This is a genomic window from uncultured Slackia sp. (genome assembly GCF_944321625.1).
Classification (GTDB): Bacteria; Actinomycetota; Coriobacteriia; order Coriobacteriales; family Eggerthellaceae; genus Slackia.
This window is the reverse complement of sequence record NZ_CALUMA010000086.1, coordinates 1-15699: the sequence shown is the minus strand read 5'-3', so window position 1 is coordinate 15699 and position 15699 is coordinate 1. Positions and strand designations below refer to the sequence as shown.

16 protein-coding genes are annotated in these 15699 nt (G+C 59.4%); 9 read left to right on the top strand and 7 right to left on the bottom strand.

What is annotated here, in order from left to right; genetic code table 11:
* Positions 1–300: 300 nt before the first annotated feature.
* From Q0J60_RS07645 to Q0J60_RS07615, 7 genes are all read right to left on the bottom strand, one after another.
* Positions 301–1197, bottom strand: coding sequence for a sensor histidine kinase KdpD (locus Q0J60_RS07645; RefSeq protein WP_294440221.1), 897 nt, complete (start codon positions 1195–1197; stop codon positions 301–303).
* Between the two features lie 194 nt (positions 1198–1391).
* A complete protein-coding gene (locus Q0J60_RS07640; protein ID WP_294440218.1) occupies positions 1392–2216 on the bottom strand; it encodes a hypothetical protein in 825 nt (274 codons plus the stop codon).
* A gap of 11 nt (positions 2217–2227) precedes the next feature.
* On the bottom strand, positions 2228–3013 hold the full coding sequence (locus tag Q0J60_RS07635) for a hypothetical protein (protein WP_294440216.1): 786 nt from the start codon (positions 3011–3013) through the stop codon (positions 2228–2230).
* Positions 3014–3015: 2 nt separating this feature from the next.
* Complete coding sequence (locus tag Q0J60_RS07630; protein WP_294440214.1) at positions 3016–3984, bottom strand: ABC transporter ATP-binding protein; 969 nt, start codon at positions 3982–3984, stop codon at positions 3016–3018.
* Positions 3985–4252: 268 nt separating this feature from the next.
* Entirely contained in the window at positions 4253–5071 is an 819-nt protein-coding gene (locus Q0J60_RS07625; RefSeq protein WP_294440212.1) for a response regulator transcription factor, read from the bottom strand.
* 12 nt (positions 5072–5083) lie between these two features.
* Entirely contained in the window at positions 5084–6244 is a 1161-nt protein-coding gene (locus tag Q0J60_RS07620; RefSeq protein ID WP_294440209.1) for a pyridoxal phosphate-dependent aminotransferase, read from the bottom strand.
* Between the two features lie 20 nt (positions 6245–6264).
* Positions 6265–6837 (bottom strand): hypothetical protein, encoded by a 573-nt coding sequence (locus Q0J60_RS07615; protein ID WP_294440207.1) that lies wholly within the window; start codon positions 6835–6837, stop codon positions 6265–6267.
* Positions 6838–7313: 476 nt separating this feature from the next.
* Between Q0J60_RS07615 and Q0J60_RS07610 the strand changes: the two genes are divergently transcribed.
* From Q0J60_RS07610 to Q0J60_RS07570, 9 genes are all read left to right on the top strand, one after another.
* Positions 7314–7685 carry a GntR family transcriptional regulator gene (locus Q0J60_RS07610; protein WP_294440206.1) on the top strand — a complete coding sequence of 124 codons (372 nt, stop codon included), beginning with the start codon at positions 7314–7316 and terminating at the stop codon, positions 7683–7685.
* A gap of 237 nt (positions 7686–7922) precedes the next feature.
* On the top strand, positions 7923–8816 hold the full coding sequence (locus Q0J60_RS07605; RefSeq protein WP_294440205.1) for an ABC transporter ATP-binding protein: 894 nt from the start codon (positions 7923–7925) through the stop codon (positions 8814–8816).
* Entirely contained in the window at positions 8813–9520 is a 708-nt protein-coding gene (locus Q0J60_RS07600; protein WP_294440204.1) for an ABC-2 transporter permease, read from the top strand. Before Q0J60_RS07605 ends, Q0J60_RS07600 begins: the two co-directional genes overlap by 4 nt.
* A 3-nt stretch (positions 9521–9523) precedes the next feature.
* On the top strand, positions 9524–9742 hold the full coding sequence (locus tag Q0J60_RS07595) for a hypothetical protein (RefSeq protein WP_294440202.1): 219 nt from the start codon (positions 9524–9526) through the stop codon (positions 9740–9742).
* Positions 9708–10478: an ABC transporter ATP-binding protein gene (locus Q0J60_RS07590; RefSeq protein ID WP_294440200.1), complete on the top strand. Its 771-nt coding sequence runs from the start codon at positions 9708–9710 to the stop codon at positions 10476–10478. Before Q0J60_RS07595 ends, Q0J60_RS07590 begins: the two co-directional genes overlap by 35 nt.
* A 1-nt stretch (position 10479) precedes the next feature.
* Positions 10480–12000, top strand: a complete 1521-nt coding sequence (locus tag Q0J60_RS07585; protein ID WP_294440222.1) for an ABC transporter substrate-binding protein — start codon at positions 10480–10482, stop codon at positions 11998–12000.
* Positions 12001–12140: 140 nt separating this feature from the next.
* Positions 12141–13244, top strand: a complete 1104-nt coding sequence (gene phnW, locus Q0J60_RS07580) for a 2-aminoethylphosphonate--pyruvate transaminase (RefSeq protein ID WP_294440197.1) — start codon at positions 12141–12143, stop codon at positions 13242–13244.
* 126 nt (positions 13245–13370) lie between these two features.
* Positions 13371–14144, top strand: a complete 774-nt coding sequence (gene phnX / locus Q0J60_RS07575) for a phosphonoacetaldehyde hydrolase (protein ID WP_294440196.1) — start codon at positions 13371–13373, stop codon at positions 14142–14144.
* Positions 14145–14529: 385 nt separating this feature from the next.
* Positions 14530–15456 carry a LytTR family transcriptional regulator DNA-binding domain-containing protein gene (locus tag Q0J60_RS07570; RefSeq protein WP_294440193.1) on the top strand — a complete coding sequence of 309 codons (927 nt, stop codon included), beginning with the start codon at positions 14530–14532 and terminating at the stop codon, positions 15454–15456.
* Positions 15457–15699 lie beyond the last annotated feature (243 nt).

The following is a 15699-nucleotide window of genomic DNA, read 5'->3' as shown; positions in this document are numbered from 1 at the left end:
ATCCGAAACGCGAACGCGGCGCGGTACGCCCGTCGAATTCTCCATAGAGGCACACTCCCTTATAGATATGCGCATCGGGCCGAGGCGTCGCCGGAAACGTGATGTGATGCGACGCTAAAAGCCGGATGACGATGCCCCGTCCGCTGATACGGACCACTCCCAGGGCGAATAAACATGCATAAATGATATCGATAGAAATCGTACACACGAGACGGAACCGAACACATTCGCGTGGACGGCTCGATACGGGCCGAAGACGGCAAAGGCCTGGTCAAATTCCCCGGTGAACGGCAGAATGCGCTATTTCGAATCTTGGGATAATTCGGCGAAATCTATTGATACGCAGAGTACATCGCCTTCGATGCGGGCCGCGACCCGCGCATCCATCCTCTCGCAGAGGTGTGCCACAATTGCAAGCCCTAAGCCGCTCGCTCCGCCTGCACGCGCTGCATCGGCGCGATAGAAGCGGGCGAACATGCGGTTGACGTCAATGGCTTCAGGATTGTCCACGGCATTTCGAAACTCCACGTGCCTTCCACGCTGGACGATCGTCGGCGCCTCGCTGCCGTAGCGCAGCGCATTTACCGTCAAGTTGGAGAACACGCGGGAGAGCGCCTCGCGATTGCCTTGCACCCAGAGCCCCTCGTCTTCGAAATCGATGCGAGGCTCCCATTCGCGCGCAGCGAAATCGGGGTATGCGCCGGCCAACGCCTCGGCGAGCAGCGGATAGGGCTGCACGGCTTCAAGCTCCATAGCATGCGTCGGATCCGCCGCCTTGGTGTACTCAAAGAGCTGATCAACCAACTCGCGCATCGCCGTCAGACGCGATTCCGCCTCGCGAACGCACCGCTCGCGCTCTTCGGCGCCCTGTTCGCGCGCATAAAGCTGCAGGTAGCCCTGCGCACCCGCAAGAGGCGTACGGATATCGTGCGAAAGCGACGCGAGGTCCTGCTGGAAAGCGCTACGGCGTTCTTCCTCTGCGATGCGACGGTCGCGTTCTTCATCGAGATACGCGTTGATGGATTGCGCCACGCCCGTCACGCCGCGCGTCGGATACTCAACGGTCACGCGCTGGTTGCTTCCCCGCTCGCGTCCCTTGAGGAACCGCGCGATGGAGCGCAGCTCGCGCTCATAGCTGACCACGACGAATGCGAGCACAAAAGCAGCCAGCACACAGGCAACGACCAGAATCTCCATCGCACTTCCTTTCAAATCCTCTTGACGCCTCAACCGCCTGGAGGTGCGGCGGGAGGCATCATGCTCAAACAGTCCTGCTCACACGAACGTGCCGGGAACGGCACGTTCGGCTCGTGCGGAACTGCGCGTGATACCTCCCTCCGCACCTCCCGCATCGCAATTAGTGAGTCCCACCAATCAAGCAGTCGTAATCTCTAGTCCAAGCTTCTCCGCCCCATGATAATGGCGGCAGCTGCAAGCGCAAGAACTATCGTGACAGCCGTTGGAACGATAGATTCCCACGGCTGCATGGTGCCCAACCCCAGCTGCGAGATGCTTACGGCCAGATAATGGTCAAACAGCTGACGCACCTCATCTGGATGACCCGTTATGAGGCCCAACGCGGAGTACAGCAGGTTCTCCACTGCCGCTCCACCTAACAGCAGACCCGCCAACACACCTGCCGCCAAGCTACGCGTAAGGAACGCCACGAGTGCGGCAAGCAGCGCATAAGCGTAGCAGACCGCCGCCACCTCGACACACCATAGAACGAAGCCAGGCATGGCGGGTATGGCCAGATGGATTCCCGTGACAAGGGCGCCAAGCGCCGTAACCAACACGCCTGCCAGCACGTAGCCTACGCACACGCAGGCAATCACGATCGCAGCGGCCAACGCGTACGATAACCTCCCGCCTTGCGCCTGCATGAGGCTCTTCACGTACCCACTGCGCAAATCGGCCGCGATGAACACGGCGCAGAATGCCGCAACGAACATCGCGATGGCGCTGCCGCGTACAAAGAGCGAACCGCAGAGGTTTTCAAGCGCGGCACCGCTCACGGAAGGAGAGACCACACCCACCATCAGCGTGATGTCGGAACTTGTCTCGGAAATGGTGGACATGAGGCTCTGATTGGCGCCGAGGACTTTGATGGTAACGATGCCAGCACCGACGAGAATAACGAACACTGCAAGAAAGACCCAGGTCATACGCGTTTTGACGAGGCGATACAGCATGGAACAAGTCGTATTGAAAATCACGATGCACCTCCCTAGTCGAGATTCTTGCGGCGCATAACCAGCACGCAGAGCACCGCGGCGACCAGAAACGTGATACCGGCCTGCGCATACGTCATAGGATCGCAGAGCATACCGTTCGACAACGTGGCAACATTCACCGCAAGATAGCCATCGAGGCAATCACGTATCGCCGCCGGCATGCCGGGCACGTTGGCAAGAATCATTTTCAGAACAGACTCAACAGCACCGCCACCCAGGAAAATGCCCGCGAGCACACCAGCCACCTCACTGCGCGTTACAACCGCCACCAATACCGCGAGTGAGGTATAGGCGGCAACCACAAGAACCGACTGCGCATACCATTGCGCCATATCCCCAATCGGCGTAGGCGCCGCTTCATACCCAATAACACAGAATGCTGCCAAAACAACAACCATGGCAAACGCAAGTGAAACGGCCGTAAAAATAAGGCTAGTAAGCATCAACGATGCCGCATACGTTGCTCGTCCCCCACGCGCCTGCAGCAGGTTCTTTACAAAGCCACCTTTAAAATCATCGGTCGTCAGCGCCGCCATCACGACAGAGAACCCCATGGAAAGCAGGCCTCCGCTCACGATAGATACGCCAACGAGCTGCATTTGCTGAAGAGGTTTATCTGGCAGCTCCACGAAACCCGTTTCAGCGAATGCAGGCCACACCTGATAAAGCCACACAGCAAAGGGCGTTGCCAGCACCATCAGGGTCAGCGCAATCGCATAGCCCCAAGAAAAGCGGGACTTGATAATGCGATACAGCTCAGAGCGAAGCATGGCAATCATCGTTATCGCCTCCCATTCACGCGCGGTGGCAGCGATGCCGCACCCGGTATGGCGTTGGAGTTGTCCGGCACATCGGCGCCCATGAGACCCACAAACAGCTCCTCGATGTCTCGCTCGTGCATGAAGAGTTCGGTCACGGGAATGCCCGCCTGAGCGAGCACCTGGCCCGCGTCTTGCGGCGTGATGGCGCCTTGCGCCCGAATGGCATCGTCTTCCATGATGGTGAACGACGTCTGCGGGAACGCGTCCTGCAGGCGTGCGAGCGCCACCTGCGGCGCAGAGCAGCGGATGCACAGGTAGTCGGCGCATTCGCGATCCACCTCTTCGGCGCTCATCTCGCGCACCAGTCGGCCATCGCGGATTACGCCGTAGCGCGTGACCATGCGCTCCAGCTGATCGAGCACGTGAGAGCTGATGAACACCGTGATGCCGCGCATCTTGGCAAGCCCCACGATGGTGGTGCGCACTTCACGCACGCCCTGCGGATCGAGGCCATTAAACGGCTCGTCTAACAACAGCAGGTCAGGAGAGCCCACCAGCGCGAGCGCCAAGCCCAAGCGCTGCTTCATGCCCAGCGAATACGACTTCGCGCGTTTCTTGACAACACCGCCCAGGCCTACCACCTCGAGCGCCTCGAACGAGGCCCGCTTCGCGTCGGGCACGCCCAGTGCGAGCGCGCGGCACATCACGTTGTCGAGTCCCGAAAGCCCCAGATGGATGCCGGGGTTCTCGATAAGGGCACCCATGCGTCGGCTTGTAGCGCCCGGCGCCTGCGGCTCACCCAGAAGCTCAATCGTGCCTGAGGTGGGCAACACGAGCCCTGCCATCATCTTCATGGCTGTGGACTTGCCGGCGCCGTTGCGCCCCACGAATCCGTAAATCTCGCCGCGTTGAACGGTCAAATCGAGCGAATCCACCGCTCGCTTTCCTCCGTAGGCTTTCGTCAGACCCACGGTTCTTATGGCCTCCATCGAATCCTCCTTCGCTTTCGCGCCGACCATGCTGCCTAGAAATTTTCCGGGCACCGCAGCTGGCGCATTCCGTATCCGATGGTTCCAGAATAGGAAGCGGCCTGTCAGAAACCTTCTCGATACTTATAAGAAAGTGTAAAGATTGATAACGCTCTCGCCATAAACATGGCGGAAGGGCACGTTAAACGTGTCCTGCGCACCTGTAACTCCGTTGACGCGAATGCCAAAAGTGCAAGATTTAGCACGTCAAGAAAGAGCGGCTGATCGATCAAGCGCCGTCGAGCTCGGCAAGCTTGAAACCGATGCCCCATACGGTTTCGATATAGCCTTCCGTACCGGTGCCTTTGAGCTTCGAACGGATGTTGGATACGTGCGTGTTCACGGTTTTCTCCTCCACGAACGTATCGTCATGCCACACCAGTCCATAGAGCTCACGCTTTGTGAATACTTTGGTCGGGCGGCGCATGAGCGTGCACAGAATATCGAACTCGGTGCGCGTGAGCTTAACGGGGTTGCCAGCCGCCGTGAACGAACGCGACTCTTCATCGGCCTCCCATGCGCCGAAACGAAGAATGGTACGGGCGTTTCCCGATTCGAGGCTTTGACCCCGCGACGAACCCTCATTCAGGCAGGCGGGCGACATGGCTCCCCCAGTGCCTGCACCCACATGCTGCGACCTGCGCAGCAGGGCTTCCACACGCGCGATGAGCTCATCAAGGTCGAAAGGCTTCACGAGATAGTCGTCAGCGCCGGCACGAAGAAGTTCAACGCGATCGACCACGCCGGATTTTGCCGATGTCACAAGAATAGGCGTGGCGGCATCCTGTTCGCGGATGAGCGCGATGACATCCTCGCCCGACATGCCAGGAAGCATGAGGTCGCAGATCACAAGATCGAAAGAGGCTCTGTTCGCACCTGAGCCCGCCGAGGCAAACCCGCCGTCAAGAAGCATGCGGGCTTCGGTGCCCGAAAACGCCGGTGTGCACGCGTAGCCTTCCTTCGACAACGCCGAGCACACGACATCGCTTATCGACGCGTCATCCTCAACCACCAGGATGCGCGATTTTGCAGCACCGCAATCATCCATACAACTCACAACCTAGCAAAGCCCCGCGTGCTTTATTGCCGCAACGACATCGCGCAGACGCTCGGGCGGCTGCACCAGGGCGAAACGCACGTACCCCTCGCCCATCGGACCGAAGCTCGCGCCCGGCGTGACCACCACGCCCGCACGCATCAGCAGTTCTTGGCAGAATGTCATAGAATCCGTACGCCCTCCGGGGAGCTTCGCCCACACGAACATGGTGCCGTGCGCGTTGGGACGCTCCCAGCCTATGGATTCAAGGCCATCGCACAACGCATCACGGCGCGCTTTGTACTGCAGGCGCTGACGTTCAACAGCGTCAAGCGGCCCGGTGAGTGCAGCGATGGCGGCATGCTGCACAGGCAGGAACATGCCGAAGTCGGTTTGGCTACGCAGTTTGCGCACGGCGGCCACGAGATCGGGGTCACCCACCAAGAAACTGATGCGCGCGCCGGTCACGTTGAACGACTTGGATAGACTCAAGAACTCAACGCAGGTTTCGCGCGCGCCCTCGAACTGGAAGATGCTGAACGTTTGCGCGTCGTCGTAGAAGATATCGGCATACGCGTTGTCATGCACGAGCAAGATGTCATGCGCGCGGGCGAAATCGATCAGCTCGCGGTACAGCTCAGGCGTGCCCACCGAACCCACAGGGTTGGCCGGCAGCGACACCACCATGTAGTGCGCACGCTCGGCCACCTCTTCAGGGATATCGGCCACGTGAGGAAGGAATCCGTGCTCAGCTGTAAGCGGGTAGTATTCCACGTGCGCACCCGCCAGAAGCGCCGCATTGCGGAACACCGGGTAGCACGGATCAGGAACAAGCACCGTGTCGCCCTCATCGACCGCCGAGAGCGCAAACGCACCCATACCCTCCTGCGTGCCCGACACGCTCATGGCCATATCAGTCGAAATCTGCACGTTGAACCGGCGGTCGTAGTATGAAACGAGCGCTTCGAGCAGCTCGGGCGTATCATGCAGGGCATACTTCCAGCATGCGGGATCTTCCACCGCACGCTTGGCCGCCTCTACGATATGGGGAAACGGTGCGAAATCGGGAGTACCAACCGAAAGGTCGATTATGTCGCGCCCTTGCGTCTCGAGCGCTCGGCGCTTCTCGTTAAGCGTCGCGAAGACCTCGTCTTCGAACCTATCAAGTCGAGCAGAGAAATGCATCAGAACCTCATTTCCATAGATTACGCAAGCAAAAAACCGATTATGCAACGCGCGGTTTCACCTAACGGCAGGCCGCGATCGTGAGAAGAAAACCGCAAGCTGTCGTAAGGAACGTTCGCCGGAACAACCTTCGTCGGAGCCGGTGGCTGCTTAAACCAGTCGGTGTCCACGCGAGCGCCAGGAATCCGCGTCGTGTCAATGCCAACGGGAACATACACATCATAAGGCTCAAACTGACCCGATTCGTCTTCCCAACCGTTTTCCCAAAGACGAACAAAGTCGTTGCGACCGAGCGCGATAATCAGGTTCTCGAGGGTAAGATCGGGCATGACCGTGATTAAAGCGACCAAATGTGCATTGCCATCCACCAGACACGGTTTTCCATCCGCCATGTTCACAATAAACGACTTTTCGCCCCCGACAGGATATTCCTCGTCCATGAAATCAACGACGCTTTCACGAATGCGCTCGCGAAACCGCAGTATTCTTGCGCGTGCAGCTTCGTTCTCCGAGAAGTACGCATGATGACCGGGAGCGCCAATAAAGTCGGCACATTTCATCGAAAGCAAGAACCTCTTGGTCTGCGTCAGCATAGCAAACCTCTTCTCCGCATCTCGGGCTGCAATAATCCCCTAGCATATAGTATTAAGAACTAGCTAAAAGGAGACGATAGCCAAGCAGCTATCTGAACTGGGATTATAATCAAGAATATAATCCCAGTTCAGCTCATCCCCTTAAAACTATAGCGTCGCAAGAAATTTTGTTTCAATACGCTTTACAACTGTATATACCGTGTATATACTGTGCGCATAGGGTATATACACTTAGTTCGGACAAGGGACGCCGACATCCGGACGACGCCTTACGGGGACGCCCGCAAGGCGAAGAACAGGCCCGATTCCATACGGGGCAGCACCCGCGGAAAAGGCCTGAATCGCATACCCCCCCCCGATGCCCTTAGGACCGGCGGGGCGGATGCAAGACCCGACAAAAGGAGGACGTAACCGCAACCCGATGCACGCCTAACGCGCGACGCATCGGAACCGCACCCAAAACCCGAGGAGCCATTTTGGATATCATCATTTCCAACGCGAGCGACAAGCCCATCTATGAGCAAATCGTCTCGCAGATCAAAGACCTGATCCTTTCAGGCGAACTGGAGCAAGGCTCCATGCTCCCCTCAATCCGCAACCTCGCAAGCGACCTGCGCATCAGCGTCATCACTACCAAGCGCGCCTATTCCGAGCTTGAAGCGCAAGGCTTCATCGAAACGGTGCAAGGCAAGGGAAGCTTCGTTGCGGGCGGCAACATGGAGCTCTTGCGCGAGGAGCGCCTGCGCCACGTTGAAGAGCTGCTGGGCAAGGCATCGCGTGAGGCCCAAAGTGCCGGCATCTCCCTCCAAGAGCTGCACGACATGCTCGGTTTGATGGCTGGAGAATAACTACATTTCTTAGCTATCGCTGGTCCACCCGTCTTTCGGGAAGACGCGACGGGCGGGCCGGAAAATCACTCGATGGCCTCAATTCTTTTCAAAAACGGACCATCGGAGCGATGCGCATAGGGAGCCGAAGGCGGCCGGTAGCATCGCGGGTGATTTGGAGCGCCCTCCCGCCGCGCCTTCCCGAAAGGCCCACGGGGCACGTAATTGCAATCCGCACTTTTCGAAAGTGAGACTATCATGACTGACCTTATCCGCGTTAACGGCCTGGTCAAACGTTATGGAACCAAGACCGTTCTTGATAACGTGAGCCTAACCGTTCCTAAAGGCGGCATCACGGGATTCATCGGCGCGAACGGTGCCGGCAAAACCACTACGATCCGCGCTATCCTGGGCCTGATGCCCTTGGACGCCGGCACGGTAGAGGTATTCGGCGAGCTGTTCGGCATCAACGCGAGCCAATCGGTGAATCGCCGCATCAAAAGCCGCATCGGCGTGGTGCTGGACACCTGCCCTTTCATCGGCGATCTTCCTATCAAGGCCACCGGTTCCATCATGAAGGCCGCATACGCCAGCTGGCGCCAGGGCAAGTTCGAGGACTACTTGGATCGCTTCGGTCTGGACCCCCGCAAGAAGGTCAAAGACCTCTCCCGCGGCATGGGCATGAAGCTGCAACTGGCCTGCGCGCTTGCCCACGATCCCGACCTGCTGATCCTTGACGAAGCGACCGCCGGCCTGGATCCCTTGGCTCGCGATGAAGTGCTGGACCTGCTGCGCGAGTTCGTCTCCGACGACATGCACGGCATCCTCATCTCCAGCCACATCACATCCGACCTGGACAAGATCGCCGACACTGTGACCTGCATCGACGAGGGACGTATCGTTTTCGACCTGGAGAAAGACGCCATCACCGACATGATGGGCATCGCCCGCTGTCGCACCTCCGAATTCGAGCAGATTGCCACAAGCGGATTCTTTGAGGCCGGCGCCATGCGTCATATCCGCCAGCCCCATGGCATAGACCTGCTAGCGCCCGACCGCTTCGCATTCATGCGCCGCTTCCCCGAGGTCGCCTGCGACCGCATGTCCATCGACGATTTCATGCAACTCACCCTGAAGGGAGAACTCCGATGAAAGCCGCCATCCTCTCCGAATTTTCCGCTGTCAAAAACGTGCTTTTGCAGCAGTTTGTAATCTATCTGGTTGTCGGAGTGTTCGTCGGTATAGGAATGGGAAGCGCCACGGCCATGGTCGCATGCATCAGCGCGATGGCGCCCATCCTCATGGTATTTACCTTCGCAGGCTACGACAGTATGAACGGCTGGGAACGATTTCGCGCCACCTTGCCCGTTTCACGTGATGCGCTGGTAATCGGCCGCTATGCAAACGTGCTCCTGACCTCTCTGGCGACGCTTGTCGCCGCGTTTGTCATCGCTCTTCTCCTCGGCCAGCTCGTAGACGTGCTGCCGATTGACGCGGAAACCGCGCAGTTCATTAGCGAAGAGATGCGCGACCCCGCCATGATCGTGGGCGGCGGGCTCATGGGCATGTGTGTGATGCTGCTGATGACGGCTGTTCTGCAGCCCTTCATCCTTCGCTACGGCATGACCAAAGCCATGCGCTGGGTACCCGCAGGCCTCATGCTAGTGTTCTTTATAGCCGTGCTCATCCTGCCCCAGGTGATAGACGCCCCGGCATTTTTGGTCGATTTCATTGCATGGTCCGAAAACCCTGACAACTTGCCGCTCTTGGTCGGCGGGCTGACGGTCCTCTCCCTCGGCATCTACTGCATCAGCTGCGCTGCGGCCATGGCGCTCTATCACAAGAAGGAGCTGTAGAAGATGAAGAATTCCGGCATCTGCCCTAAATGCGGATCGAACAACGTCGTACGCGTCCCCGACAACGGACGTTACGCCAGCAGCAACAGCATTTACACCACCAGAGCAACGCTGTTCGGCAAGATTCCCGTCATTCGATACGTCTGCTGCTCCTGCGGTTACGTTGAGAACTGGGTGGAGCGACCCGATGAGCTCGAACGCATCAGCCAGCAGTTCGGCTAACGAAAAGGCCCTCTTTGGAGGGCCTTTTGTAACAAGTGAATGCAGTGCGAGAGGCGGCAAGACCACCCTGCTGAACGTGCTTCTGGGCATCACCGAGGTGACCGACGGGCGCATCCTCATGGACGGCGAGGACATCACGCGCACGCCCATGGAGAAGCGCGGATTCAACATCGTCTTCCAGGATTACGCTCTGTTCCCCAAGCTGAACGCCTACGAGAACATCACGTACGGCCTGCGCAACAACCCCGGCATCTCCACCACGGCCGAGGTGCATGAGCTTATCGAGCTTCTGGGTCTGGAGCCGCACCTGGCCAAGCGCATCTCCCAACTCTCCGGCGGCCAGAAGCAGCGCGTCGCGCTCGCCCGCACGCTAGTGATGAAGCCGCGTCTGCTGCTGCTCGACGAGCCCCTTTCGGCTCTCGGCGGCGTGATCAAGGAATCCATCAAGCAAAAGATCAAGCAGATCGTGAAGCAATACGAGCTCACCACGGTCATGGTCACACACGACCCCGAAGAAGCGCTCACCATGTCGGATATGGTGCTCATCCTCAACGGCGGCAAGATCGCGCAGTATTCCACACCCGACCAGATCGTGAACGCGCCGCAGAGCCAATTCATCAATGACTTCATCCTGCGCCAGCTGGCCATCAAGCGTGACAACATCTTCGCCCTGTTCCAGAACGTTTCTGCCGCGCCCGTGCAGCCGACGCAGGTGGCAGGGGGTTACTGTGCCTAGCATGCCGACTCCCGCGTTTGCGGGCGGCATCCGCGGTCTGCGTGAGAAGGAACTCCACGCGCTGTTCGTAATCGTCGGCCTGCTGTTCATCGTATTCTTGGCGCTGCCCATGGTGCTCGTGCTGGGCCGCTCGGTCATGGACGGCTCGTGGCTCAAGACCATCGTGCGTGTGGTCACGCCTAACGCCTGGCTCACGATCTTGCAGGTGTTCGGGTATTACTTCGTGAACGCCATGGTCACCATCAGCGCCGTGGTGTTCTTGACCGGCGCCCACACGATGGTGGTCACCACCAAGATCTCGGCGCTGCAGCACGTGGCCGATTTCGACAGCATCTTCGCACTTTCGCTGGCCATCCTGGCCATCAACCTGGCTGTGAAGGGCGTGATCGCGCTGGCGACCCGCGAGCGGAAGGTATTTAAATCCCGCAAGGCACGCGAGTCGGAGGCCACTGAAGCCGAGCAGACCACGTTCAATCCCAACCTGGGCAAGCCCGATAAGCCCAACCGCAGGCTCGCTTTCGCTGTAGGCGGCGTAGCAGTGATTCTGGCGGCCGCCGTGTTCGTGGGCACAAGCGGCCAGACCAACCCCACGGCGCAGGTCACCGAAGGTCAGGTGGTCATCTACACCAACGACGACGAGGAGGCCTTAACCGCCTACGAGCACGCACTCGATGCCAACGGGTTCGAGGGTCGCTACATCATCCAAAGCTTCGGCACCAGCGAACTGGGCGGCAAGCTGATGGAGGAAGGCGACCACCTTGAGGCCGACCTGATTACCATGTCGTCGTACTACGTGGACAGCGCGCAGGAGCAAAGCGGGATGTTCGCTGACCTCACCGATGTGACGTCGGTGCCGCTCGACGCCGACCAGCCCGCCTACCGCGCGGCCGCCCAGGCGCAGGAGGGCGCGATTTTCTACAACTCCGAGGTGCTCAAAGCCGAAGGGCTACCGGCACCAACAAGTCTGAAAGACCTCGCGGATCCCGTGTATGAGGGCATGGTGTCTGTGCCCGATATCGGAGGATCCTCGACGGGATGGCTGATGATCATGGCGCTTATAGACACCTACGGCGAAGACGAGGCGCGCGAGATTCTGACAGGCATCTACCGCAACGCCGGACCGTACCTGTCGCAATCGGGATTGGCGCCCATCAAAAACGTCCGCGCCGGCGAGACTGCAATCGGGTTCGGCCTGCGCCACCAGTCGCTCGCCGATGCCGAGGAGGGCCTGCCGATCGTAACCGTGGACCCGGCGGAAGGCACCTACTCGCTCACCGAGAGCGTTGCCGTGGTGGACAAGGGCGCCGATTCCAACCCCGATGCCCAGGCGATGGGCGCGGTGATCATCGATTGCGGCCGCGCAGAGCTCATGCAGACCTACTCCAAGCCGCTCTATGTGGGAGAAGAGGCGCCCGATACCGCCGCTCCCGACCAGAAAGAGTTCAGCGAACCGCTCACGGTTGAGCTGCTCTCGATACATCAGCAACTGTCGGAGGAATGCAAAAGGGAGGCGCAGGCGTAAGGCCAATCAGTCAATCGAGCGCCTCGCAAGAGGCACGACGCAACGAAATGCCCGATCCACCCTGCGTGATGTCGCACCCAAACGCATGCGACGCACCGGATATGCGCAGAAGCTAGAAACTCAAAACCGAAAGGAACCTTATGGAAAAGACCTACAAGCTTTTGACCCCTGGCCCGCTGACCACCACCATGTCGGTGAAAGAGCAGATGCTGTTCGACCACTGCACGTGGGACGATGATTACAAGGCCATCACGCAGTGGATTCGTGCCCGTCTGCTTGAACTGGCACATGTGACCGCCGACGAATACACCGCCGTGCTCATGCAGGGCAGCGGCACCTTCGGCAACGAGAGCGTGCTGACCAGCGTTGTGGGCAACGAGGAGAAAGTGCTCGTGTGCTCCAACGGCGCCTACGGCGTACGCCTCGCCCAGATCTGCCGCCAGGCGGGCGTGCCCAGCGTGGAATACGCCGAACCCTTCGACATTGCCGTCGACCCCGAGAAGGTGGCGGAGCACCTGGCAGCTGATCCCTCCATCACCCATGTGGCATGCGTGCACAGCGAAACCACGTCGGGCCTGCTCAACGACATCGAAGCCGTTGGCCGTGTGGTCAGGCAAGCCGGCAAGGTGTTCATCGTGGACGCCATGTCCAGCTTCGCGGGCGTGGACATTCCCATGGCCGATTGGGGCATCGACTTCTTGGTGAGCAGCGCCAACAAGTGCATCCAGGGCGTGCCCGGCTTCAGCTTCATCATCTGCCGCCGTGACCTGCTTGAGGCAAGCCGTGGCAAAGCACGCAGTGTATCGCTCGACCTGTACGCCCAGTGGGAGACCATGGAGCGCGACGGCGGCAAATGGCGCTTCACCTCGCCCACCCATGTGGTGCTGGCGTTCGCCCAGGCGCTGCGCGAGCTTGAGGAGGAAGGCGGCATCCCCGCGCGCTCGGCTCGCTACGCCGCAAACCAGAAGCTCTTGGTCGAGCGCATGGAGGTATTGGGTTTCAAGTCGTTCATCAAAGACCACCAGGACCCCATCATCACCATCTTCACCATGCCCGAGGACGTCGAGTTCACGTTCGCCGAGATGTACGCATACATCAAGGAGCGCGGTTACGTGCTCTACCCCGGCAAGCTCACCGAGGCCGAGACGTTCCGCATCGGCAATATCGGCGAGATCTACGAGGCGGACATCTTGAATGTGACCGCAGCACTCAAGGAATTCGTGGACGAGAAGCGCGATAAGTAACGAGCGATGTGCAAGGGCAGGCGGCTATGGATCAGTAGAGTACGCCACGCCACCTGCCTCATAGCCAAATGCACTATTCAAGAAAAACGAACAAGCTTCGGCGAATCGAGGCAGAAAGGCTATCAAATGAAGAAGATCGTCGTTTTCGACTGGGCGGGCACCACTGTTGACTACGGATGCTTCGCCCCTGTACAGGCATTCATGGAAACGTTCAAGGCGGCGGGCGTCGAGCCCACCATGGAAGAGACGCGCACGCCGATGGGCATGCTCAAGATCGACCACATCCGTACCATGCTGCATATGGAACGCATCGAAGCGGAGTGGACGCGCATCCACGGCGCCGCTCCTACCGAGGACGATGTGCACGCGCTCTACGAGCCCTATGAGGAGCGCTTGCTTTCCATCCTGCATGACTTTGCCGAGCCCAAGCCCGGCGTGCTCGACGCGGTGGCACAGCTTCGCGCGATGGGGTGCAAGATCGGTTCGACCACAGGTTACAACGACAAGATGATGGAAATCGTCGCGCCCGAGGCAGCAAGGAGGGGCTATACGCCTGACTTCATGATCACGCCCGACGGCGTGGGCGGCAAAGGACGTCCCTTCCCCTACATGATGTTCGCCAACATGCAGGCGCTTGGTGCGGCATCCGTGAACGAGGTTGCCAAGGTCGGCGACACCGTTTCCGACATCAAGGAAGGCCTTGCGGCAGGTGTGTTCACCGTCGCCGTGGTGGAGGGCAGCTCGGAGCTTGCCATGACGCAGGACGAGTTCGAATCGCTTGATACCCAGGCGCAGGATGAGGCATGCGCTCGCGTGTCAAAGAAGTTCGCCGATGCCGGCGCCCATGCCGTGATCCGCACCATGGCCGAGCTTCCTGCACTGATTCGCCAGATGGCGTAAGCAAAGCCGAACGCCTCCCATGAAACTAGCAGCCGTCGGGCCCTGTGGCTTGACGGCTTTTTTCGTTCTCAAAACAAGTTCAGGTCACGGCGTACCAAGGCGATTTATGTGCACTGCAAAATGCGCTTCGCGCACGCACTCAATCCGCGCTGACCATCCCTGGATACGTTCCCTTCTTGCGAAATCCGCACGCCACGCCCCGCTCATCACGAAAGCGTGCAAGCGAAGCCCGCTTACACCTGATTACATCGCAAAGGCACGAATCACCGATGTTCAAGAACACGCCGATTTCCCCACCCTACCCCGCACGCATCGTCTGTTCGTTATAATAGCGTCCTGCATCGCGCCCTAATGCGCATGAACCATCACCGTGGAAAGGACCGCCGTGCCCGAATACGACTCCATCGAAGCGCTTCTTGAAGGCGAATTCGGCAACAGCGTCCATATCGAATGCACTAAGGAGGCAACCGACCGCGCCGTAAGGTTCGTGCACCAGCATTACCGCACCAGGCGTTGCGCGTTCTACCTTGAAACGGACAAAGGATTCGACCGCGATTCGGTCATCACCTACCTGCGCTTCTTCGCACGGCTTGCCGGCGGCTCCGTAACCTCCGAGGAGGCCATCGCACATTTCGGCCTCAAGTCCGTGGCGAAAATCCGCATACGCAAGCTTTCTTCCGAGCAGCGCGCGCTGCTCAACTTCGCGCGCATGAGCCTGTTCGAACCCGAGGTGGTGTTCTGCGAGCGCCCGTTGTCAAGCATCACCGCCGACACGCGCAGCCTGGTGCTGGCCTGGATGGGGTCGGTTGTCGAAGCGGGCGGGTGCATTATCACCTGCGCGGAACCGCTTCGCGAGGCGCTGCTCTTGCCCGGAACCGCCTACTACGAGGAGGACGGCAGGTTCTTCCCGGCGAAAACGGCGCTCGGATCAGACGACGATCAGAATGAACCCGCCTACGAGGGCGACGAGGTGCGTGTGTTCAAAGCTCCTGCGAAATCGGACGACGCAACGCTGCTGTTCGATCCGCGCGAGATCGACTTCATCGAAAGCGTGAACCGCGCGAACTACGCCAGCGTGCGCGGGCAGCTCTACCCCGTTCAGATGACGCTCGACGAGCTTGACGCCGAGCTTTCCCGCTACGGGTTCTTCCGGCGCCATCGCTCCTACATCGTCAACGTGCAGAAGGTCGTCAAGGTCGAACGGTTCACGCGCAACAGCTTCAATCTCACGCTGTCCGACGTACAGCACACCTCCATCCCTTTGGCGAAAGGGCGCGCCGAAGAGATGCGCCAGCGCTACGGCTGGAACTGACGCCCTCAATCCCCACGCAAACATCCGCGCACGAGCAATGCAACCGACGAGCGACGTGCTCCTGTCGTGCCCTCCTATGCTCCTCTCGTAGCAAACAAGGCTCCCGTCAGGCGATATCCATTGTGCGCCATGCCCATCGACGCAATCATGGTCCCAACGAAACAGCCGACGCCCGCAAGGCGCCGCATCCGCTCCAACCGAAAGGAAGACCATGATCACCGCACACGAACTCACCATTCTCGT